The 20,774-nt window shown below is 36.3% G+C and carries 25 protein-coding genes; 21 read left to right on the plus strand and 4 right to left on the minus strand.

Annotation, left to right across the window (positions count from 1 at the left end; translation table 11 throughout):
* Window positions 1-17: 17 nt before the first annotated feature.
* The 4 genes from RGU12_RS01170 to dacB all read left to right on the plus strand — a co-directional run bounded on the left by RGU12_RS01170 (window position 18) and on the right by dacB (window position 3,934).
* Window positions 18-773, plus strand: a complete 756-nt coding sequence (locus RGU12_RS01170; RefSeq protein WP_309534424.1) for an exodeoxyribonuclease III — start codon at window positions 18-20, stop codon at window positions 771-773.
* 96 nt (window positions 774-869) lie between these two features.
* On the plus strand, window positions 870-1,484 hold the full coding sequence (locus RGU12_RS01175; protein WP_309534425.1) for a DedA family protein: 615 nt from the start codon (window positions 870-872) through the stop codon (window positions 1,482-1,484).
* 25 nt (window positions 1,485-1,509) lie between these two features.
* Window positions 1,510-2,340: an undecaprenyl-diphosphate phosphatase gene (locus tag RGU12_RS01180; RefSeq protein WP_309534426.1), complete on the plus strand. Its 831-nt coding sequence runs from the start codon at window positions 1,510-1,512 to the stop codon at window positions 2,338-2,340.
* Window positions 2,341-2,518: 178 nt separating this feature from the next.
* The gene (dacB, locus tag RGU12_RS01185; protein WP_309534427.1) at window positions 2,519-3,934 is read left to right on the plus strand and encodes a D-alanyl-D-alanine carboxypeptidase/D-alanyl-D-alanine endopeptidase; all 1,416 of its coding nucleotides are present in this window, start codon (window positions 2,519-2,521) and stop codon (window positions 3,932-3,934) included.
* 33 nt (window positions 3,935-3,967) lie between these two features.
* Here dacB and RGU12_RS01190 read toward each other — a convergent pair whose 3' ends face one another.
* The gene (locus RGU12_RS01190) at window positions 3,968-4,501 is read right to left on the minus strand and encodes a YceI family protein (RefSeq protein ID WP_309534428.1); all 534 of its coding nucleotides are present in this window, start codon (window positions 4,499-4,501) and stop codon (window positions 3,968-3,970) included.
* A gap of 234 nt (window positions 4,502-4,735) precedes the next feature.
* On the opposite strand from RGU12_RS01190, the gene RGU12_RS01195 reads away from it, so the two are divergent.
* A complete protein-coding gene (locus RGU12_RS01195; protein WP_309534429.1) occupies window positions 4,736-6,073 on the plus strand; it encodes a hemolysin family protein in 1,338 nt (445 codons plus the stop codon).
* 38 nt (window positions 6,074-6,111) lie between these two features.
* Here RGU12_RS01195 and RGU12_RS01200 read toward each other — a convergent pair whose 3' ends face one another.
* A complete protein-coding gene (locus tag RGU12_RS01200) occupies window positions 6,112-7,455 on the minus strand; it encodes a sodium-dependent transporter (protein WP_309534430.1) in 1,344 nt (447 codons plus the stop codon).
* A gap of 311 nt (window positions 7,456-7,766) precedes the next feature.
* Here RGU12_RS01200 and RGU12_RS01205 point away from each other — a divergent pair, with 311 nt between their 5' ends.
* The 3 genes from RGU12_RS01205 to RGU12_RS01215 are packed head-to-tail and all read left to right on the plus strand — an operon-like array spanning window position 7,767 to window position 10,599.
* Window positions 7,767-8,780: an ABC transporter substrate-binding protein gene (locus RGU12_RS01205; protein WP_309534431.1), complete on the plus strand. Its 1,014-nt coding sequence runs from the start codon at window positions 7,767-7,769 to the stop codon at window positions 8,778-8,780.
* Window positions 8,781-8,798: 18 nt separating this feature from the next.
* Entirely contained in the window at window positions 8,799-9,830 is a 1,032-nt protein-coding gene (locus tag RGU12_RS01210; protein ID WP_309534432.1) for an ABC transporter permease, read from the plus strand.
* A complete protein-coding gene (locus RGU12_RS01215; RefSeq protein ID WP_309534433.1) occupies window positions 9,805-10,599 on the plus strand; it encodes an ABC transporter ATP-binding protein in 795 nt (264 codons plus the stop codon). The genes RGU12_RS01210 and RGU12_RS01215 overlap by 26 nt, the downstream gene beginning before the upstream one ends.
* Window positions 10,600-10,687: 88 nt before the next feature.
* On the opposite strand, the gene RGU12_RS01220 is transcribed toward RGU12_RS01215, so the two are convergent.
* Window positions 10,688-10,888 (minus strand): hypothetical protein, encoded by a 201-nt coding sequence (locus tag RGU12_RS01220; protein WP_309534434.1) that lies wholly within the window; start codon window positions 10,886-10,888, stop codon window positions 10,688-10,690.
* A 179-nt stretch (window positions 10,889-11,067) separates the two neighbouring features.
* Between RGU12_RS01220 and RGU12_RS01225 the strand changes: the two genes are divergently transcribed.
* The 3 genes from RGU12_RS01225 (at window position 11,068) to RGU12_RS01235 (ending at window position 12,768) form a co-directional block, all read left to right on the plus strand.
* The gene (locus RGU12_RS01225) at window positions 11,068-11,298 is read left to right on the plus strand and encodes a hypothetical protein (protein WP_309534435.1); all 231 of its coding nucleotides are present in this window, start codon (window positions 11,068-11,070) and stop codon (window positions 11,296-11,298) included.
* Window positions 11,299-11,453: 155 nt separating this feature from the next.
* Window positions 11,454-11,747, plus strand: a complete 294-nt coding sequence (locus RGU12_RS01230; RefSeq protein WP_309534436.1) for a DUF6509 family protein — start codon at window positions 11,454-11,456, stop codon at window positions 11,745-11,747.
* An 88-nt stretch (window positions 11,748-11,835) separates the two neighbouring features.
* Window positions 11,836-12,768: a manganese-dependent inorganic pyrophosphatase gene (locus RGU12_RS01235; protein WP_309534437.1), complete on the plus strand. Its 933-nt coding sequence runs from the start codon at window positions 11,836-11,838 to the stop codon at window positions 12,766-12,768.
* Window positions 12,769-12,813: 45 nt separating this feature from the next.
* On the opposite strand, the gene RGU12_RS01240 is transcribed toward RGU12_RS01235, so the two are convergent.
* Window positions 12,814-13,404: a guanylate kinase gene (locus RGU12_RS01240; RefSeq protein ID WP_309534438.1), complete on the minus strand. Its 591-nt coding sequence runs from the start codon at window positions 13,402-13,404 to the stop codon at window positions 12,814-12,816.
* 307 nt (window positions 13,405-13,711) lie between these two features.
* Between RGU12_RS01240 and desA the strand changes: the two genes are divergently transcribed.
* The 10 genes from desA to hutP all read left to right on the plus strand — a co-directional run bounded on the left by desA (window position 13,712) and on the right by hutP (window position 20,686).
* On the plus strand, window positions 13,712-14,749 hold the full coding sequence (gene desA, locus RGU12_RS01245) for a Delta(5) desaturase DesA (RefSeq protein WP_116350337.1): 1,038 nt from the start codon (window positions 13,712-13,714) through the stop codon (window positions 14,747-14,749).
* Between the two features lie 68 nt (window positions 14,750-14,817).
* Entirely contained in the window at window positions 14,818-15,951 is a 1,134-nt protein-coding gene (locus tag RGU12_RS01250; RefSeq protein WP_309534439.1) for a sensor histidine kinase, read from the plus strand.
* Window positions 15,948-16,547, plus strand: a complete 600-nt coding sequence (locus RGU12_RS01255; protein WP_309534440.1) for a response regulator — start codon at window positions 15,948-15,950, stop codon at window positions 16,545-16,547. Before RGU12_RS01250 ends, RGU12_RS01255 begins: the two co-directional genes overlap by 4 nt.
* An 84-nt stretch (window positions 16,548-16,631) precedes the next feature.
* Complete coding sequence (tatA, locus tag RGU12_RS01260) at window positions 16,632-16,805, plus strand: twin-arginine translocase TatA/TatE family subunit (RefSeq protein WP_309534441.1); 174 nt, start codon at window positions 16,632-16,634, stop codon at window positions 16,803-16,805.
* A 269-nt stretch (window positions 16,806-17,074) separates the two neighbouring features.
* Window positions 17,075-17,431: a YhgE/Pip domain-containing protein gene (locus RGU12_RS01265; RefSeq protein ID WP_309534442.1), complete on the plus strand. Its 357-nt coding sequence runs from the start codon at window positions 17,075-17,077 to the stop codon at window positions 17,429-17,431.
* Between the two features lie 256 nt (window positions 17,432-17,687).
* Entirely contained in the window at window positions 17,688-18,527 is an 840-nt protein-coding gene (gene pgoN / locus RGU12_RS01270) for a glyoxal/methylglyoxal reductase (RefSeq protein ID WP_309534443.1), read from the plus strand.
* Window positions 18,528-18,693: 166 nt separating this feature from the next.
* Window positions 18,694-19,179, plus strand: a complete 486-nt coding sequence (locus RGU12_RS01275) for a DinB family protein (protein WP_309534444.1) — start codon at window positions 18,694-18,696, stop codon at window positions 19,177-19,179.
* A 62-nt stretch (window positions 19,180-19,241) separates the two neighbouring features.
* Window positions 19,242-19,691: a MaoC family dehydratase N-terminal domain-containing protein gene (locus RGU12_RS01280; RefSeq protein ID WP_309534445.1), complete on the plus strand. Its 450-nt coding sequence runs from the start codon at window positions 19,242-19,244 to the stop codon at window positions 19,689-19,691.
* Window positions 19,688-20,092: a MaoC/PaaZ C-terminal domain-containing protein gene (locus RGU12_RS01285; protein WP_309534446.1), complete on the plus strand. Its 405-nt coding sequence runs from the start codon at window positions 19,688-19,690 to the stop codon at window positions 20,090-20,092. The genes RGU12_RS01280 and RGU12_RS01285 overlap by 4 nt, the downstream gene beginning before the upstream one ends.
* A gap of 156 nt (window positions 20,093-20,248) precedes the next feature.
* Window positions 20,249-20,686, plus strand: coding sequence for a histidine utilization transcription antiterminator HutP (gene hutP, locus RGU12_RS01290; RefSeq protein ID WP_309534447.1), 438 nt, complete (start codon window positions 20,249-20,251; stop codon window positions 20,684-20,686).
* The last annotated feature ends 88 nt before the right edge of the window (window positions 20,687-20,774 follow it).

A 20,774-nucleotide genomic window follows, 5' to 3' on the forward strand; every position in this document is an offset into this window, starting at 1 on the left:
GAGGAAGCTTTAAAATTATGAAACTTGTATCATGGAATGTTAATGGATTACGGGCTTGTGTAAAGAAAGGATTCTTAGATTATTTTCACGAAATGGATGCTGATATCTTTTGCGTACAGGAAACAAAGCTCCAGGAAGGTCAGATTGAACTAGATCTTGAAGGATACTATCAGTATTGGAACTACGCGCTTAAAAAAGGCTATTCTGGAACTGCAGTTTTTACGAAGGAAAAGCCACTTTCCGTTTCATATGGTGTTGGTAATGAAAATGAGCAGGATGAGGGAAGAATTCTTACATTGGAATTCGCAGACTTTTATTTAATCAATGTTTACACACCGAATTCACAAAGGGATCTTGCACGTCTCGGTTATCGACTTGACTGGGAAGATCGTATGAGTGAATATCTCATTGATTTAAATAAGAAGAAGCCAATTGTTCTTTGTGGGGATTTGAATGTCGCGCATGCCGACATTGATTTAAAGAATGCGAAATCGAATCGAGGAAATTCTGGTTTCACCGATGAAGAGCGTGGAAAAATGACGGATTTGCTTAACTCTGGTTTTATTGATTCCTTTAGATATTTTTATCCCGACGTAACGGATCAATATACATGGTGGAGTTACATGCGAAATGTGCGTGAAAAAAATATTGGATGGAGAATTGATTATTTTATTGTTTCCGAACAATTAAAAGACAGATTGAAAGATTCTCAAATCCACTCGCACGTAATGGGAAGCGATCATTGCCCAGTCGTACTGGAAATACAGGAATAGGAAAATTTTTAAGGAATACTTTAAAGTAGGACAAACATAGATTACAATAAGTATGCTTATCGATTTATTGGAATAGCATCTTATTTGGAGGTAAACATGCAAAACTGGATAACAGAATTTATGGATCAATTTGGGTATATAGGGATTTTTCTATTAATTGCTTTAGAAAACATCTTTCCACCTATTCCATCTGAGGTTATTTTAACAGCAGGTGGATTTATGACGACAAAAACAAATTTAACTGTGACAGGAGTCATCATCGCCGCAACACTCGGTTCAGTCGTAGGTGCAATCATTCTTTACGGAATTGGCCGCTTACTTGATGTGGAGCGTTTGGAGAAAATCGTTGACCGCTATGGTCGCATTTTACGGGTAACAAAAGAAGATATCCATAAAGCAGATGCGTGGTTTGATAAATATGGATATTGGACTGTATTTTTCTGCCGAATGGTGCCATTAATTAGGAGCTTGATTTCCATTCCAGCCGGGATGTCCAATATGAATTTTTGGATGTTCATTTTGTTTACAACACTTGGAACTTTAATCTGGAATGTGATCCTTGTAATGCTAGGAGCCGCTTTTGGTGAATCATGGGATGTCATTGTTCATTACATGGACATTTACTCCAATATTACGTATGCATTAATCGCTTTAGCGGGAATTGGATTTCTTGTTATATTTTTCAGCAAGAGAAGATCAAAAACGAGATAAGTAAAAAAGGAGTATATTATATCTGATGGAAATTATTGAAATTATAAAAGCCATAATTTTAGGAATGGTTGAGGGGCTTACTGAATTTGCGCCCGTTTCTTCAACCGGTCACATGATTATCGTCGATGATATGTGGCTGAAAACACAGGAATTTCTTGGAAAGTACCCGGCAAATACATTTAAGGTTGTCATCCAACTTGGCTCTATTTTAGCCGTTGTTGTTGTTTTTAAGGATAGGTTTATTGATTTATTGGGACTTAATCGAAAAAATAAAATTGTCCCGGTGGGAGCAAAGCATCTACGCTTAACTCATATCATTGTGGGATTAATTCCTGCAGGTGTTCTAGGTGTGTTATTAGAGGATACAATTGATGAGCATTTATTCACAACAGAAACGGTATTAATTGGGCTCGTAATTGGGGCCATTTTAATGATTATTGCAGACCGTTATAGCAAAAACCACCCAAATACACAAACAGTCGATCAGATTACGTATAAACAAGCTTTAACAGTCGGACTTATTCAATGTTTATCACTATGGCCAGGATTTTCACGTTCAGGCGCCACTATATCAGGTGGTGTACTAGTGGGATTAAGCCATAGAGCAGCAGCAGATTTTACCTTTATCATGGCTGTACCGATTATGGCAGGAGCGAGTGGTATCTCGCTTTTAAAAAACATCGAGTATTTTTCAATGGACGCACTTCCAATATTTATTGCGGGATTCATTAGTGCATTCGTATTCGCTCTTATTTCTATTCGATTTTTCTTACGCTTAATCGATAAAATTAAACTATTACCATTTGCTATTTACCGCATTGTATTAGCGGCTGTCATTTATTTTGTATTTTTATAAGTTAGTAAGCATCTCTGCAAAGGGATGCTTTTTTTCTTGGTTCTTCATATTACGCTTGTTTTTGTGTAAAATATGGTAATAGTTCCAAACTTGTACAAAAGTACTAAATGAGGAGGAATTAATTATTAGCTCTCGAAACTATTTTCTGTTTGCGATTATGCTGTTAGTAATTGTCATCATGCCACAACAAGAAAAAGCAGATGCAAATGCGAGCCAAAAGCAAGTGTTCGGGCAACTGAATCAGCTTATCTTGAATGAACCGAACTTAAAAGGAGCAATCGCCGGAATAAGTGTAAGATCAGCTAAAAGTGGAGAAATCCTGTATCAACACGCTGGCGATGTCAGACTTAGACCTGCTTCCAATTTAAAACTCATCACGGCCGCCACAGCTTTATCGGCACTTGGTGAAAATCATCAATTTTCAACCGAGATTCTGACAGATGGAAAACTCGAAGGAAACAAACTAATAGGAAATCTTTATCTGAAGGGAAAAGGAGATCCCACATTGCTTCAGGAAGATTTAGATTTACTTGCAAAAAAAATTAAGAACTCTGGAGTCGACGTGATTTTCGGAAACGTGATTGCGGATGATACTTGGTATGACGATGAGCGGTATTCGATGGATTTAACATGGAGTGATGAAACTTATTATTATGGTTCAGCTGTTTCGGGATTAACCGCATCTCCAAATAAGGATTATGATTCCGGAACAATAATTGTGGAGGTTTCACCTGGGAAGAAAGCGGGTACCAAAGCAGTAATTTCCTTACAACCATCGAGCAATTACATAAAAATCATTAATAACACAAAAACCGTTCAAAAAGAAGAAAAGAAAGACATTTCTATCATTCGCGAGCATGGGGAGAATGTGATTACGATTGAAGGAACAATCCCAGTTCATGCAATTCCTATTCAAGAGTGGATGACCGTGTGGGAGCCTACAGGCTATGCGTTGGACTTATTTAAGCAATCATTAGCGAAGCAGGGAATCCACGTGATGGGAACGGAAGGCATTGCAAAAACACCTGATAAGGCAGCACTTCTTGTATCAGATAAATCCATTCCATTAAATGAACTTCTTATTCCTTTTATGAAGTTAAGCAATAATGGCCACGGAGAAACATTAGTTAAGGAGATGGGACGTGCCCGTTATGGTGAAGGCAGCTGGGAAAAAGGAATAAATGTTGTGAAGGAAGAACTTCGAAAGATAGGTGTTGACCCTAGTAGTATGGTGATTAGAGACGGGTCTGGAATTTCACACGTGAATTTGGTTTCTGCTAATGATATCTCAAAATTTCTCTATTCCGCCCAAAACCAAGAATGGTTTCCTACATTTTTACACTCATTACCGATTGCTGGAAACAGTGAACGTCTTGTTGGTGGTTCTTTACGATATCGATTAAAAAACCCAGAGATGGCGGGAAAGGTAAAAGCAAAAACAGGGACAATCACAACGGTTAGTTCTCTATCAGGCTATTTGAAAACAAGAAGTGGGGAAGATCTAATCTTTTCAATCCTATTGAATAATCTAATGAATGATGCACACGGAAAACCAATTGAAGATAAAATCGTTACATTGTTATATGAATATTAAAAAGCAGGCTCATTATGGCCTGCTTTGCATGGTTTATTCAGCTTTTGCTGCTTCAATTTCGATTGAAATTTTTACTTGGTCTCCAACTAGAACTCCACCAGTTTCAAGTGCTGCATTCCAGACTAAACCATAATCACTGCGATTTAGGCTGCCAGTTGCGCTGAATCCAGCTTTTTCATTTCCCCAAGGATCTTTTCCAGCACCTTCAAATACAACTTGGAATGTTTCAGGTTTTGTTGTGCCGCGGATGGTTAAATCACCCGTTACATCGTATTCACCATCATCCGTTTTAACAATCGATGTTGATTTGAACGTCATTGATGGATGGTTTTCAACATCAAAGAAGTCAGCTGAACGAAGGTGGTTATCGCGATCTTCATTCTTTGTATTAATACTTGTAAGGTCGATTCTAAATTCGATATTTGCTGTAGTTAAGTCAGCTGGATCTGCTTCAATTATTGCTTCAAAGTTCTCGAATGAACCTTTTACCTTTGCAATCATCATGTGTTTTACTGAAAAATCAATACTGCTGTGTGATGCATCTACTGCCCATTTTGTATTTGCCATTTTTAATTCCTCCATAAAAATATTATTTTACTATCACTTATCTCGAATTCAAGATATATTACTTTAAGACAAATTATAATGGTGATTTTTGTTAATGTCAACATAAATGTAAAAAAATTTAAGCATGATTCCCACGAGATTTCGTATCACATAGTAAAATAAGCATAATGGATATAAGAGAAGGGGAATTTAATAAAATGATGTTCGTTTTTTTGATCATTGGAGGTATTTATTATGGTTGTTGAGATTTTAATCCTTGTCGTTTTGATTTTGTTGAATTCATTTTTTGCGGCTTCTGAAATGGCAATGGTTTCATTAAATGACAACAAAGTAAAATTGATGGCTGACAGTGGAGATAAAAAAGCAATTTTATTACATAGGCTTCTGTCAAATCCGAGTGGTTTTTTAGCGACCATTCAGATCGGAATTACTTTAGCTGGCTTTCTTGCAAGTGCATTTGCAGCCGGAAGCTTTGCTACTTACTTAACAAACTGGCTTGTAGACATTGGTGTTCCAGTTGCACCAAGTATTATTGATTCCCTATCTGTGATAGTCATTACACTTATTTTATCCTACTTCACATTAGTAATCGGTGAACTAGTGCCGAAAAGACTTGCCCTACAGAAGGCGGAGGAAATCTCTTTAATTGCGGCAAGGCCTTTAACGATTTTATCAAAAGTAACATCACCATTTGTTAAGCTACTAACGTTATCAACCAATGGACTTGTACGCTTATTTGGAGTCGATCCGAATGCGGATGATGAAAATGTAACTGAAGAAGAAATTCGAATGATGGTTGATGTAGGAAAAGAAAGAGGGACTATACAAGAATCAGAAAAATTTATGATCAATAATATTTTTGAATTTGATAATAAAACTGTATCAGACATCATGACACATCGGACGAACATTATTGCAATCCCACTTGATTACACATTAAAAGAAATCATTCATTTAGTTACAGTTGAGAAATATACACGCTTTCCAGTATATGATGAAAGTATTGATCAAATTGTGGGGATCTTACATTCAAAAGAGCTGATAAAATTCGTTGATGATTGTGATGACACTGCATTTAACTTAAAAGACTTACTAAGAGATCCTTATTTTGTTTTAGAATCAAAGCATACTAATGAATTATTTAAGGAAATGCAAAAAAACAATATCCATATGGCCATTGTGATTGATGAATATGGTGGGACAGATGGGATTGTTACAATTGAGGACTTAATTGAAGAAATCGTCGGGAATATATTTGACGAGTACGATGAATACACCATTGAGGACGAAGAATACATCCAGCTTGATGAAAATACTTATTCTATGGCTGGAACAATTAATTTGTATGAAGTTGAAGGTCTTTTGAAAATCGACTTTCCAACAGATGAATATGATACATTAAGTGGCTTTGTAATTGGCCAGTTAGGGTATATTCCTTCAGGGGATGTACATCCACAAATTGACTACAAAAATCATACATTTAAAGTAATCGAAATGGATGAAAAACGAATTATGAGAATAAAGGTTATGAAGAATGCAGCTCCATCTGAAATCGAAGAAGAAAAAGAGTAAGACTAAAGGGTGTTCCAAGTAAAACTGGAACACCCTTTTTAAATAACACCTAAACTATCCAAGAAAACTATTGCAATCACAACCGGTACCACATATCGAATGAGAAAGAACCAAGCCTTTAACAGAGAAATGGGAATGCTACTGCCCATTTGCATCTCTTTATAAAGAATTGTACGTGGAAATTTAAACGAAACAAAAAGGGATATAAAGAAAGCTCCAATCGGTAATAGAATATTACTTACAAGGTAATCTGCAAGGTCAAAAATAGATTTTCCAAATAAATGAACATCACTTAATACCCCGTAAGAAAGAGCCGATGGAACGCCCACTAAAAAAATAATAAGTCCTGACATCCATGCGTAAAACTTTCGCTTTTGAACATTACCTTTTGTTAAAATCGCTACTATTAATTCAAGCATTGAAAATGCAGAGGTGAGTGTAGCAAATAAAAATAAGAGAAGGAAAGCAACTAAAAAGAGCATTCCAAATGGCATGTAGTTAAAAACAGTCGGTAGTACATTAAATAAAAGAACAGGTCCTGCGTCCGGCTCTAAGTCAAAAGCAAACACCGCTGGAAAAATGGCCAATCCAGCTAAAAGGGTTACAAGTATATTTAATAACACAATTGAAAACGCGGACTGTACCAAATCTTCCTTTTTCGAAAGATAAGAACTATAGGTTAACATCGTACTGGCACCAACACTAAGGGCGAAAAAAGATTGACCTAATGCAAATAGAATCGTTTCAGAAGTTAAAGAAGAAAGGGAAGGCTTCAAAATAAACAAAATTCCCTCAAGTGAGTTTTCAAGAGTAATCGATCGTATGATAATGACTAAAAATAGGATGAAAAGTGCTGGCATCATCCATTTACTTGCTTTTTCAATCCCAGATTGGACCCCTTTAGCAACTACAATAATCGTAATTAACATAAATACAAGTTGTACAAAAATTACGAGGAATGGATTTGAAATTGTTTCTCCAAAATAACTTCCATACTCTGTTTCCGTTAAACCGTTTAATCTTCCAATACTTCCGCTAACCAAATAAATTAAGATCCAGCCACCTACCACACTATAAAATGAGAGTAATATAGCGTTTGTAATGAAACCTAAACGGCCAACGATGTGCCAATTTGTTTTTGGAGCCAATTCTTTAAAGGATTCTATCGCGTTTTTTTGTGTCGTTCTGCCAATTACAAATTCAGCTAATAAAAGTGGTAAACCGACTAACAGGGTAAAAATAAGAAAAATAATGAAAAAAATGCCTCCACCACTAGTACCAGCCACATACGGGAATTTCCAAATGGCCCCTAATCCAATAGCAGATCCTGCTGCAGCTAAAATAAAGCTAATTTTTGAAGACCATTGTTCAGATTGCTTCAAGCAAATACCTCCATTACAACTTCATATTGTTTTAGTCTTTGTTAACTAAAAAAATTAAAACGTATTATCACAGGAAAACAAAAATTCGTATTTTGCATGACAAAAAAAGTATAACCTGAAAGTGTAAAATGTTCAGAAAATAATTGACGCAATGTACCTAGAGTGATAATATAACGATTAAACAATGACACACATTAACGCTTTTTTGCTTTACTGCAGTAAAACTGATGTGCGATAAAATCATTATTCTAGTAAAGTAATAGAATACTAGAATAAACAAAAAGTGTAAAGGAAATTAAGGGGGATTATGCATGAAAAGTTCAAGTAAATTTGTAGGAGTGTTATTGGCTGGTTTTCTTGCTTTAGCAGGTTGTGCTTCGTCAGATAACACATCAGGTAATGCGGGTGGAAACAGTGACAAAGAGCAGGTTGTAGTTGGTATTTCACAATATGCACCACATACTTCATTAGATGCAGCGACTGAAGGCTTCATTAAGGCATTAGAAGATGAAGGATTTAAGGAAGGCGAAAATTTAAAAATTGATTCCCAAAATGCTCAAGGAGAGCAAAGTAATACTGCAACAATTGCCCAAAACCTTGTGGGGAACAAAGTAGATTTAATTTTTGCGAACGCAACACCAAGTGCAATGGCTGCACTTAATGCAACAAGTGACATTCCAATTATTTTCACTTCTGTCACAGATCCAGTTGGTGCTGGCTTAGTAGAAGCATTTGACAAGCCAGGTGACAACATTACGGGTACAACAGATAATCATCCAGATGCTACAAAAACAACAATCAACTTTATAACAGAGGAAATGGGAGCAAAGAAGATTGGTGTTATCTATAACTCTGGTGAACAAAATTCTGTCGTTCAGGTTGAGCAGGTAAAAGAGTTTGCTGAACAAGGTGGTGCGGAGTTAGTTGAAGTTTCCGTTTCAACAACCGCTGAAGTGAAGCAAGCGGCTGAAAGCTTAGTTGGGCGTGTAGATGCCATCTATATTCCAACTGATAACACTGCAGTTCAAGCGTTAGATTCTATTATTTCAGTAGCAAATGAAAAAGATATTCCACTTTTCGTTGGTGAGCTTGACTCAATGAAAGCGGGTGGATTTGCAGCCAGCGGTTTTGAATACTTTGATATAGGGTACCAATCTGGACTTATGGCAGCTAAGATTCTAAAAGGTGAGAAGAAAGCATCTGAAATTCCAGTTGAACTTCCTGACACCCTACAGCTTTTCATCAACAAAAAAGCTGCTGAAGAACAAGGAATTGAAATTAAACCTGAATGGGAAAAGATTGCTGAGATCTACGAAGGGCAATAAAAGAAAGGATGATTCAACATGTTTACGGCATTATTTGGGGCATTTGAATCAGGAATCATCTATGCAATCATGGCAATTGGTGTTTACCTGTCCTTCCGTATACTAGATTTTCCAGACTTGACGGTTGACGGCAGCTTCGTTACAGGAGCTGCTGTTTCCGCCATTTTGATCACAAATGGAGTAAATCCTTTTATTGCAACTCTTCTAGCACTTGTTGCTGGATTTATTGCAGGTAGTATCACAGGATTACTACACACGGTTGGAAAAATAAATGCATTACTATCTGGTATTTTGATGATGATCGCCCTATATTCAATCAATTTACGAATAATGGGGAAATCAAATGTTTCATTATTAAATATTGATACCACTTTTACAAACGTATCAGGAGTATCGGCTTCATCAGGAATAGATTCATCCTTCAATTCTGTATTATCAGCAATGGGTTTAGGTAATAGCCTGCCTAAAACATGGGGTATCTTGCTTTTCATGATTGTTGTTACATTTGTAATAAAATTATTGATTGACCTCTTCCTACGTACGGAAATTGGTCTTGCAGTTAGAGCAACGGGAGATAATAAAAAGATGATTTCCAGCTTTTCTGCTAATACAAACTTAATGACAATCCTTGGACTAGGTCTATCTAATGCCCTTGTTGCATTTTCGGGATCATTGATCGCGCAACAAGGTGGATTTGCTGATGTCGGAATGGGTATAGGGATGATCGTAATTGGCTTAGCTTCCGTTATAATTGGTGAGGCCTTATTTGGTGCCAAAACGATTGCAAGGGCAACACTTGCAGTTATTGGGGGAGCTATCATTTATCGTATCGTTGTTTCACTTGCGTTACGTGTGGAGTTCCTACAACCAGGAGACATGAAATTAATTACAGCGATTATCGTAATCATTGCGCTTGTCCTTCCTAAAATACTTGAAGGAACAAAAGAAAAAAGCAGAAGAGCGAAACGACAACAACAACGTGTTCAAATGAACAGTGTACCTTCAGAAAGAAAGGGTGAGTCAAGTGCTACACTTAAATCAAATTCATAAAATCTTTAATGAAGGTACACCTGATGAAAAGATTGCCCTTGATTGGACCAATTTACACTTAAAAGAAGGCGACTTTGTGACTGTCATTGGTAGTAATGGTGCCGGTAAATCTACGTTAATGAATGTAATATCCGGTGTGCTCATTCCTGATGCAGGTGCTGTTGAAATTGCTGGGAAAGATGTTACATTTTTACCTGAACATAAACGCGCTAAGCTAATCGGGCGTGTATTCCAGGACCCAATGGCAGGTACTGCACCAAACATGACCATTGAGGAAAACCTAGCCATGGCATACTCACGAAATAAGACTCGTAACTTGCGTAAAGGGGTTACTAAGAAACGTAAGGACTACTTTAAAGAAGTTCTAGAAACCCTTAACCTTGGGTTAGAGAATCGACTTTCTGCTAAGGTAGGCTTATTATCTGGGGGAGAACGCCAAGCACTATCACTTTTAATGGCGACATTTACAGAGCCTTCTATTTTGTTACTTGATGAACATACGGCAGCACTTGACCCAGCACGTGCTGACTTAATCACAAACTTAACAAAAGAAATCGTGCAGAAATACAACCTAACTACATTAATGGTCACACACAATATGCAACAAGCCCTTGATTTAGGGAACCGTCTAATTATGATGGATAAGGGACAAATTATTTTAGAAGTAGATGAACAGGAAAAAGCAAATTTGACTGTTGATCGACTGCTAGAAGAGTTCCAAAGAATTAGGGGTGCAAAGCTGACAAATGACCGTGCATTACTTTCATAAACTAATACCTCAATCAGTATAGGTTTGAAGACCCATTACATGCAGGTTAAATAAAAAAACGGCCGCTTTATCACGAAGCGGTCGTTTTTTACGCTGTTGAACGATTTTCGACAAGTTGTTGCTTTTCTCTTTCCGTTTCAATCGCAGTTACAATATATGCAAATCCGTTTAATACAAAAATAACCACATTTGATTGTACTCGTTCTGTTTCCCCTAAATACGTATTCATCAAAATAATACCGGAGTAAAGTACGACTAAAAATAATGCCATTCTATTCATTACTACCATTCGACGACAACTCCTTTGCGACTGGGATTATTATTATTCTATTTTGAATCGGTGTGTCCTATGAATTAAAATCCCATTAAACCATGTTAAAAATGGATAAATGTCCTGTCATACGCGTCCAATCAAGTCGTTCACTTTCCCATATTTTAATGTATAAGCTTGAAGGGAGTGAAACCGAGATGAGTGAAAATAGAAGTGAAAATAGAAGTGAAAATAGAAGACGCCATGTAATCAATGCAGACAGAGTAATTATCAATGCTGATGAGGTAATTATCATTGAAACAAATGACAAAAGAAGACATAAAAGACGTGACTTTGATGATGTAGGTGGTGTAGAAGACCGCAGACGTAATCACGATCATGAAGAAGGTGCTCAAGAAAATGAGCGCAGAAGAATGTTTCCATGGTAGTTTTTAAGAATCGTATGGGTGTTCCAAAACTTTGGAATACCTTTTTTAATTGTATTGAAAATTTAGTCTCAAGTTGAGAAACTTTTTCACGGATCAGGAAAGAATGTGTATAATAGGTACGGATTGTAATCATTAAGAAGGGTGGCAAAATAAGGATGAATATTACCGGATATTCGGTCGAAAAATTAAAGGATCCAACGGGAATCTTAGAAGGTGAACGCTATGAGTTCTTTTTGGATATTGAAGTTCCAGAGGATGATGAACTATATTCTGAAAATGGAATAGAATTAAAAGTGATTTATGCAGTGGATCAGAAGGGAGAACGAATTGCCCAATATTATTTTTACGAAAGAGGTACTGAAAAAGTACTTGATTTTGAGCTTGAAGAAGATGAAGAAATAGCCGTGAATACGTTTTGTAAAGAACATTTAGAAGATGAAAATGAATAAATATGTCTAAAATTGTTTAATCCATTCCAATCTTTGTGTAAAATGAGAGAGTACATCATACATATTAAGCAATAAGGAGTAATGCAAAATGGAAAAAGTACTAGTTTTTGGCCACAAGAATCCAGATACTGATACAATCTGTTCAGCAATTGCATATGCAGAACTAAAAAAGAATCTAGGTTTAGATGCTGAGCCAGTGCGCTTAGGCGAAGTAAACAGTGAAACCCAATACGCATTGAATTATTTTAAAGCTGAAGCACCACGTTTAGTGGAAAATGTAGGTAATGAAGTTCAATCGGTTATTCTGGTGGACCACAACGAACGTCAACAGAGTGCAGACGGACTAGAAAATGTAAAAATCAAAGAAGTAATCGACCATCACCGTGTTGCTAACTTCGAAACAAGTGATCCATTGTATTTCCGTGTAGAGCCAGTTGGTTGTACAGCAACTATACTTAACAAGCTATATAAAGAAAACAAGGTTGAAATTAAAAAAGAGATTGCTGGCTTAATGCTATCAGCGATCATCTCTGACTCCCTATTATTCAAATCACCAACGTGTACGGATGAAGATGTTCAAGCAGCACGTGAATTAGCAGAAATCGCAGGTGTTGACGCTGAAAGCTATGGTCTTGAAATGTTAAAAGCCGGTGCAAATGTTAGTGATAAAACGGCCGAACAATTGGTTTCATTAGATTCAAAAGAATTCTCTATGAATGAAAACAAAGTTCAAATTGCTCAGGTAAACGTAGTTGATCCACAGGACGTACTTTCAAGACAAAGCGAGCTTGAAGAAGTAATGAACCAACAAATCAATGATAACGGGCTTGATTTATTCTTACTTGTTATTACTGATATTTTGAACAATGACTCTGTTGGACTTGCGGTGGGTGAGAAAACAACTGCAGTAGAAAAAGCATTTAATGTTACACTTCTAAACAAAACAGCAGAATTAAAAGGTGTGGTTTCTCGTAAGAAACAGGTTGTGCCAGTACTTACAGAAGCATTTAATAGTCTATAATAATTTGTAATGCCCCAAGAGTTTATTCGCTTGGGGCATTACATGTTAATAGTCATCAGCAATTAGCTGTCGATCTAGATAAGTTTCAATCATTTCACTAATCTGATAAGAAACTTGAGGTAGGTCGTAGTTTTCAAAGATGTGCTCACATGAAGTTTTATAATCCATGGTTTCATCATAATGGTTCATATGCCTTTCAATATCTTCGGCACTATCCCCGCGTTCTTTTTGGCGCTCATGTACCGTATCGCGATCAGCATACACAAAAATCCGGATCGCTCTATCTCCATACATTTGCTTCAATAGGTCAGCCCCTTCTGGGTTGAGTGTTAAGTAAACCACCTTATGCTTCTTGAAGATGTTTACTATGTCAATTTCACGTATTCCATAAAAGTGTCCATCAATCTCAACACTCTCTAGAAATTCATTTTGCTGCATCATTTGTTGAAAGGTTTCTTTACTTACAAAGTGGTAATCATCTCCGTTGTTTTCAAAAGGGCGGGGGCTTCGAGTTGTGAATGAGGGAACGGTTTGCATATCAAATGCAGTAGCAACCATTTTGCCTAATGTTTTCCTACCAGAACCATCTGGACCCGTATAAATAAATATCCTTTCTTTGTCCTTTAATTTGTACATAGATTTCCTCCTTTTAGAAAAAAATTTCACAAGAGTATTAGTTTAAATATTCTGTTTTTTAATTATAGCATAAAAATTGGGGTTTAGCCCATTTGGAATATTAATTTTTTGTATATTTTAAATATTTGTAACGACATATGACATTTATCATGTAATTTATATGACACCTATGTCTAGTGGAAATCTTTTTTCTCCTATAACATTAAAAATGTAAAAACACGTGTTGACAATTTGTCGGCACAATACCTTATTATTTTTAAAATCAAATTAAAAAATATGAAACGAGAAAAAAGAAAGGAAAGATGATATGAACAAATTAGATCAGCGTAGTTTACGAAAACAAGTTGCACCATTTGAAAAGTCAAACTTTAAGGCTAGTCTTTTTCAGCTTTTCAACACATTAATTCCCTATCTTGGATTATGGGTACTTGCATATTATTCATTAAATATTTCTTATGTCTTGACATTTGTATTTGGAGTGATAGCAGCAGGGTTTCTTGTTCGGATGTTTATCATTTTCCATGACTGTTGTCATCATTCATTCTTTAAAAATCGGAAGGCAAACAAAATCATTGGAACCATTTTTGGGATCTTAACATTATTTCCTTATAGTAAATGGGGACATGACCATTCCGTCCATCATGCCACTAGCTCAAATCTAGATAAACGTGGAACGGGTGATATTTGGGTAATGACGGTTGCAGAGTACATGGAAGCATCTACTTGGAAGCGTCTTTGCTACAGAATTTACCGTAATCCGTTTGTGATGTTTATTTTAGGACCAATTTTTGTGTTCTTAATTGAAAATCGTTTTAACAGAAGAAAAGCGAGAAAAAATGAACGTCTCAACACCTATATAACGAATGTAGGAATCGTAGGTCTAGCCACTATTTTATGTTGGACAATTGGTTGGCAGTCGTTTTTAATTGTTCAGGGAACGATTTTTATGGTTTCTGGAATTGCAGGTGTATGGTTATTTTATGTTCAGCATACATTTGAAGATTCCTATTTTGAGGAAGATGAAAATTGGGAATATGTAAAGGCAGCCGTAGAAGGTAGTTCATTTTATAAGCTTCCCAAACCATTACAGTGGTTAACAGGAAATATCGGCTATCACCATGTGCATCACCTAAGTCCGCGTGTTCCGAATTACAAGCTTGAAGAAGTGCACAACCAGACAGCTCCACTACAGCATGTACCAACGATTACGTTAAAAACAAGCTTAAAATCACTTAAATTTCGATTATGGGATGAAGACGAAAAAGTTTTTGTAGGCTATGGTAAAATAAAAGAAATGGTTGCAGACCAAAAGAATGTAAAAGAAATTCCCAGCTTAGAAAAATAGGCTGGGTTTTCCTGTAGGTTAATATGATATGATACAGAATAATCACGAATAAAATGAGGGTATATCCTATGAAGAAATATTCACTTTTTCAAAAATGGTCAGGAGTCTCACCTTATATTTGGGCAGTCATGAGTATACTACCGTTTTATTTTATCTTTCAATCATCATCGACACCTGAAATTATCGCTGGACTCATCTTAACGGTCATTTTCTTCCTTTCATTACGATTTGCTTTTATCTCGAAAACATGGCCCGTTTATTTATGGACTTCAATCTTAATTGGTATTTCGTTAACCATGTCCATACTTTTTGCCTTTATTTATTTTGCTTTCTATATTGCATATTACAATGGACATATTAAAAACCGGGTTGCTTTCTTAACGTTATACATCATACACCTTGTAGCCACAACATTCTCGATCAATTATAATCTCGTGATTCAGGATGAGGTGTTTATAACCCAATTGCCATTTAACATCATTATTTGGATTAGCGTTATTCTGTTGCCTTTTAATATTTATAATAAAAAGAAACAAGAGAAGCTAGAGGAGCAACTTGAGGATGCTAACAAACGAATTGCCGAACTGGTAAAACAAGAAGAACGTCAAAGAATTGCACGTGATCTACATGATACATTAGGACAAAAGCTCTCCATGATTGGTCTTAAAAGTGACTTAGCAAGGAAACTCATACAAAAAGATCCGGAAAAAGCACGACATGAATTAATCGATGTCCAGCAAACCGCAAGGACAGCATTAAATGAAGTTCGAAAAATGGTATCCCAAATGAGGGGTATTCGTATTAAAGAAGAAATTGCACGTGTAAAAGAAATACTGCGTGCAGCTGATATTGAATTTAAGTATATAGTGAATGAATCATTAAAGGATATATCATTATTCTACGAGAATATCATTAGTATGTTAATAAAAGAGGCAATCAACAATGTGGTGAAACATAGTAAAGCAACTCAGTGTACAATAGAAATCACCCAGTTTGAAGAAGAGATCCGATTAGTGATTAAGGACAATGGGATTGGGATCATTCCAGATTTAGATGTGAACGATGGTCATGGATTACAAGGAATGAGGGAACGTTTAGAATTTGTAAATGGAAGCCTCGATATTAGAACGGATGATGGAACAACGTTAATCATTCATATTCCAAATGTACGTAAACAGGTCGAAGTGGAGGGACTCTTATGATTCGAATCGTAATTGCGGAAGACCAAAGAATGGTCCTCGGGGCACTAGGCTCACTTTTAAACTTAGAGGACGATATGGAAGTAGTTGGTATGGCTAATAATGGGGAGGAAGCGATTTCGCTTGTAAAGGAGCTTCAACCTGATATTTGTATGATGGATATTGAGATGCCTTTAAAAACAGGACTTGAAGCTGCTGAGGAGCTTAAAAAAACGGACTGTAAAGTAATCATTTTAACTACCTTCGCCCGTACTGGATATTTTCAACGTGCACTAAAAGCTGGTGTGAAGGGTTACCTCTTAAAAGACAGTCCTAGTGACGAATTGGCAGATTCGATTCGTAGTGTGATGAGTGGTAAACGTGTATATGCTCCTGAATTAATGGATGATTTATATGCTGATGAAAACCCGTTAACGGATCGTGAACTTGAAGTACTCGAACTTGTTGCTGATGGGAAAAATACGAAGGAAATTGCCGACGAGCTACGAATTAAAACTGGCACTGTCCGAAATTATATTTCTACTATTTTAGACAAGCTTGAAGTGAAGAATCGTATTGAAGCAATCACACAGTCAAAAGAAAAAGGTTGGTTTAAGTAGGAGAACTAAAAAATTGAATTGAAAAAATAACATAAGAGGAATAAAATAAGGTTGCAATACATTTCGTTTTAGGGTGGAATGATTATGGGAAACCTTGGTTTCGGAGAATTATTATTAATTATCTTTTTTGCGTTGCTTGTATTCGGACCTAAAAAATTGCCAGAGCTTGGAAAGGCAGCAGGAACAACACTTCGAGAATTTAAAAAGGCTACTAAAGGCATCCTTGAGGATGACGATATTGAAACAAAATCAAAATAAGAACTGGATTTAGAGAGGGAGAGAACCTCTCTTTTTTGTTGCAAAGAAATGTATGATGTTTGTTCTAGTACTTTTAAATTCGTTTTACTCCTTCATCCCCCCAAAGGGACTACAACCATTGTTATTCTCTCTATACTCCATATTTCGTAATTTTACATACAGAACAAGTTTTCGCTATTTTTTTACCAATAATTCGTAATATTATGATTATTATAAAGAGGTAATGAATGGTCGTTCAGTTTTTGGTAAATTGAATTGGAGGTGGAACAATGAATTTGAAGCAATTGCTTTCTAGCGAATTCGGAAAATTAAAAGCGAATAAGGCGATTATAGTATCCGTAGTTGCCGCATTATTAGTTCCCATTGTATATGCAGGCATTTTATTATCAGCGACATGGGGGCCTTATGATCATTTATCCAACTTGCCAGTGGCCGTTGTGAACAATGACAATGGAGCAGTGTCGGGTGATGAACCGCTAAATGTAGGAGCTGAATTAGTAGACGAACTTAAAGCGGGTGAAGATTTAGGGGGGCATTTTGTAACTTCCACTGAAGCAATGAAAGGACTCCAAAACAATGATTACTATATGTTCATTGTTATTCCGGAGGATTTCTCACAACGGTAACATAAGTTATGGAACCTGACCCTACAAAACTTGAGTTAGGGTATATTCAAAACGAAGGCTTAAACTTTTTGGCTTCACAGGAAACCAATAGTGCAATGGAAAAAATTCGAGAAAAATTGGCAAATAAAATTACTTCAGAATATACCTCGCAAGTATTTGCAAGTCTTGTTTTAAGCACATGTTTCTTATTTGAAAAATTGTTAATCGTGTGAGAAACTATTAATGGTAAATCTTTCAATAAAAGAGGAGGATACATATGGTAAAAAGTCTTCAAGATACAACGACCTTACATAATGGAGTCAAAATGCCATGGTTTGGCCTAGGGGTTTTTAAAGTGCATGAGGGGCAAGAAGTCATTGATTCTGTAAAATGGGCAATCAAGCACGGCTATATAAGTATAGATACGGCTGCTGTCTATAAAAATGAAGAAGGTGTAGGACAGGCTATTCGAGAGTCCGGTATTAATAGAGATGAGTTGTTTGTTACATCTAAGGTCTGGAACAGTGACCAAGGCTATGAATCTACACTACAAGCATTTGAAACAAGCCTACAAAAACTAGGTCTTGACTACTTAGACTTATATCTCATCCACTGGCCAGGTAAAGACAAGTATATTGAAACATGGCATGCCCTTGAAAAGCTATACAAGGACGGACGTGTACGAGCGATTGGCGTAAGTAATTTCCATGTTCATCATCTTGAAAATCTTATCAAGAATTCTGAGATTAAGCCTATGGTAAACCAAGTTGAATACCATCCACATCTGACACAGACAGAATTACATGAATTCTGTAAAAAAGAAGGAATTCAATTAGAAGCGTGGTCTCCACTTAAGCGCGGAGAATTACTAAATGACCCAACTCTTTTAGGAATTAGCAAAAAATACAATAAATCTGTTGCACAGGTTATTTTACGCTGGGATCTTCAAAACGGCGTTGTAACCATTCCAAAATCAATTAAAGAACAACGAATTAAAGAAAATGCGGATGTCTTTGACTTTGAACTTACACAAGAAGACATGGAAAAAATCAGTGCACTAAATAAAAATGACAGAATCGGTTCAAATCCAGATACAAATATGACTGATTTTGTGTGATTACCAATTTAAGCCATACGGATTAATTCCGTGTGGCTTTTTTGATTAAAGAACTGATAACGTAGGAGGAAATCATACTTTATCTGTAGAATTGGTAATATTTACGAATAAATATTTTTATAGTTTATTAACGTCAATAATTTTCTAGAATCGGGAGGTCGCTTTCGTGCAAATGTTTTTTAGATATAACTGGATGGTAAGAGAAGAATGGTATCGTTGGTGTGAAGAATTAAGTGAAGAGGAACTTCTGCAAAATCGAACGGGTGGAGTGGGGAGTATATTGCATACACTCTTCCATATTGTTGATGTCGAGTGGAGCTGGATACGCCTTATACAAGGTAAACCGGACTTTCAAGAAAGTTTCAATAATTATAATAGCTTAATTAAGATTCAAGAGTTAGATGCCAAACTGCATGTTGAGGTTGAAAGATTCGTGAACAACTGGGATTCAACAATGGAAAATCGTTTATTTTATGATACACTACCTGACGGAAAAATTATAACGGATACCTGGGGGGAAATCGTGCGACATATCATTGCCCATGAAATTCACCATGTCGGACAATTATCCATTTGGGCAAGGGAAATCGGAAAAAAGCCTATTTCTGCAAACGTCATCGGTCGGGGTCTTTCTTCTTATTCAAATAACTAATTCTAATATAAATTTAGTTTTTAGGTTTATTTATAATCCAAGAGTTTAAAGGAGTGTTGTATGTGTATAAAGATTTTATCGGTAAACAATCAGCAAAAGTAAAAAATGTTGTTGAAAGAGGAGCGGTCAAAAAATTTGCAGAGGCAATTGGTGACCCTCATCCCATATTTATGGATGAAGAGTTTGGAAAAGCATCTAGATATAAAACAAATATTGCGCCCCCGACATTTCCTCGAGTATTTGAATTCGGAAAGATCGAGGGGTTCGTTTTACCTGAAAAAGGACTCATCCATGGTGAACAGATTTACAATTATGAAAGACCGTTGCTAGTAGAAGAAGAGATTTATTGTTACTCAAAGGTAGAAAAATACGTGGAGAAAAAAGGATCTACAGGGTCAATGGGCTTTTTAACCATTAGTGAAAATGGGGTGGACTTAAATGGTGATCTCATTTTTTCTTCTAAGCTTGTCGTTATTATTACAGAAGCGGTTAGAAAGGGGATGTTAGCATGAGTACGTTAGCGGATATTGAAATTGGTTCATCGTTAGAAAACATACAGCTACCTCCTGTTACGAGAATGGACTTAATTAAATATTCAGGTGCTTCTGGCGATTACAATCCAATACATACCATTGATGATGAAGCGCATAAAGCCGGGTTACCAGGTGTGATTGCACATGGCATGTGGACAATGGGGAACCTTGCAAAGCTTTTTACACCATTCTATGAAGAAGGCTTTATCAAAACCTATTCCATCCGCTTTCGTAACATGGTTTTTTTAGAAGACATCATTACGCTGAAAGCCTCATTGAAAAGGATAGACGGAAACGAGCTGATTTTTGAAGTTGCTGCAGTAAACCAAGATGAAAAAGATGTGATCAAAGGTAGTATCGTGTTTCAAAAATATGCTTAAATCTAATTTTCATTTAATTCAACTTTAACATGGTAGATTACTACTATAGTAATATACTAAAATTTACCAAATTCATTGACATTTGGATTGGCTGACCATTACAATAAAAATAGTTAATAGATATTAGGAAAATTCAGAAACTAGAGGTTCTTAGTTATGAGTCAAAAAATAGCAATTGGTAAAATTGCTGTACTACTTGCAACCTTAACCGAAGAAGAAATGGAAGCTTTTTCTCATTCATTACAGGATATTAATTACTGTCAAGGAAAAGTTGGTTCGATGAATATGCAGAAGGTGATCGCTGCTGTTGAAACAGCTGCTAAGCGTCATGGTCTTATTCACGATTCACAATACCGTGAAACCCATGCGTTGTACCATGCAGTTATCGAAGGAATCGAAGGAGTTACAAGAGGGCAAACGGCAATCGGAGAAATCAGTCGTACAGTTGGTCTTCGTTTTGCAATCGTTCGAGGGACACCTTATACAAATGAGGAAGAAGGCGAATGGATTGCAGTAGCCTTTTATGGAACAATCGGTGCTCCTATTAAAGGTCTCGAACACGAAACAATCGGTCTCGGGATCAATCATATTTAAAACAATAATACTTGTTTACATTGCCTATAGTCCTTTAGTCAATAGGAGGCGATGATGGTATCTCTATGCCATTATCGCCTCTTTTCTT

Source organism: Ferdinandcohnia sp. QZ13, assembly GCF_031324165.1.
Lineage (GTDB): Bacteria > Bacillota > Bacilli > Bacillales > Bacillaceae_L > Ferdinandcohnia.

Coding starts and splice junctions, on each gene's coding strand:
- RGU12_RS01205 (WP_309534431.1), top strand. CDS start 7,767: ATGAAAAGTTCAAGTAAATTTGTAGGAGTGTTATTGGCTGGTTTTCTT.
- RGU12_RS01265 (WP_309534442.1), top strand. CDS start 17,075: ATGAATTTGAAGCAATTGCTTTCTAGCGAATTCGGAAAATTAAAAGCG.
- desA (WP_116350337.1), top strand. CDS start 13,712: ATGAACAAATTAGATCAGCGTAGTTTACGAAAACAAGTTGCACCATTT.
- RGU12_RS01250 (WP_309534439.1), top strand. CDS start 14,818: ATGAAGAAATATTCACTTTTTCAAAAATGGTCAGGAGTCTCACCTTAT.
- RGU12_RS01210 (WP_309534432.1), top strand. CDS start 8,799: ATGTTTACGGCATTATTTGGGGCATTTGAATCAGGAATCATCTATGCA.
- RGU12_RS01230 (WP_309534436.1), top strand. CDS start 11,454: ATGAATATTACCGGATATTCGGTCGAAAAATTAAAGGATCCAACGGGA.
- RGU12_RS01285 (WP_309534446.1), top strand. CDS start 19,688: ATGAGTACGTTAGCGGATATTGAAATTGGTTCATCGTTAGAAAACATA.
- RGU12_RS01255 (WP_309534440.1), top strand. CDS start 15,948: ATGATTCGAATCGTAATTGCGGAAGACCAAAGAATGGTCCTCGGGGCA.
- RGU12_RS01240 (WP_309534438.1), bottom strand. CDS start 13,404: ATGTACAAATTAAAGGACAAAGAAAGGATATTTATTTATACGGGTCCA.
- dacB (WP_309534427.1), top strand. CDS start 2,519: ATGCCACAACAAGAAAAAGCAGATGCAAATGCGAGCCAAAAGCAAGTG.
- RGU12_RS01170 (WP_309534424.1), top strand. CDS start 18: ATGAAACTTGTATCATGGAATGTTAATGGATTACGGGCTTGTGTAAAG.
- tatA (WP_309534441.1), top strand. CDS start 16,632: ATGGGAAACCTTGGTTTCGGAGAATTATTATTAATTATCTTTTTTGCG.
- pgoN (WP_309534443.1), top strand. CDS start 17,688: ATGGTAAAAAGTCTTCAAGATACAACGACCTTACATAATGGAGTCAAA.
- RGU12_RS01190 (WP_309534428.1), bottom strand. CDS start 4,501: ATGGCAAATACAAAATGGGCAGTAGATGCATCACACAGCAGTATTGAT.
- RGU12_RS01225 (WP_309534435.1), top strand. CDS start 11,068: ATGAGTGAAAATAGAAGTGAAAATAGAAGTGAAAATAGAAGACGCCAT.
- hutP (WP_309534447.1), top strand. CDS start 20,249: ATGAGTCAAAAAATAGCAATTGGTAAAATTGCTGTACTACTTGCAACC.
- RGU12_RS01180 (WP_309534426.1), top strand. CDS start 1,510: ATGGAAATTATTGAAATTATAAAAGCCATAATTTTAGGAATGGTTGAG.
- RGU12_RS01175 (WP_309534425.1), top strand. CDS start 870: ATGCAAAACTGGATAACAGAATTTATGGATCAATTTGGGTATATAGGG.
- RGU12_RS01220 (WP_309534434.1), bottom strand. CDS start 10,888: ATGGTAGTAATGAATAGAATGGCATTATTTTTAGTCGTACTTTACTCC.
- RGU12_RS01195 (WP_309534429.1), top strand. CDS start 4,736: ATGGTTGTTGAGATTTTAATCCTTGTCGTTTTGATTTTGTTGAATTCA.
- RGU12_RS01235 (WP_309534437.1), top strand. CDS start 11,836: ATGGAAAAAGTACTAGTTTTTGGCCACAAGAATCCAGATACTGATACA.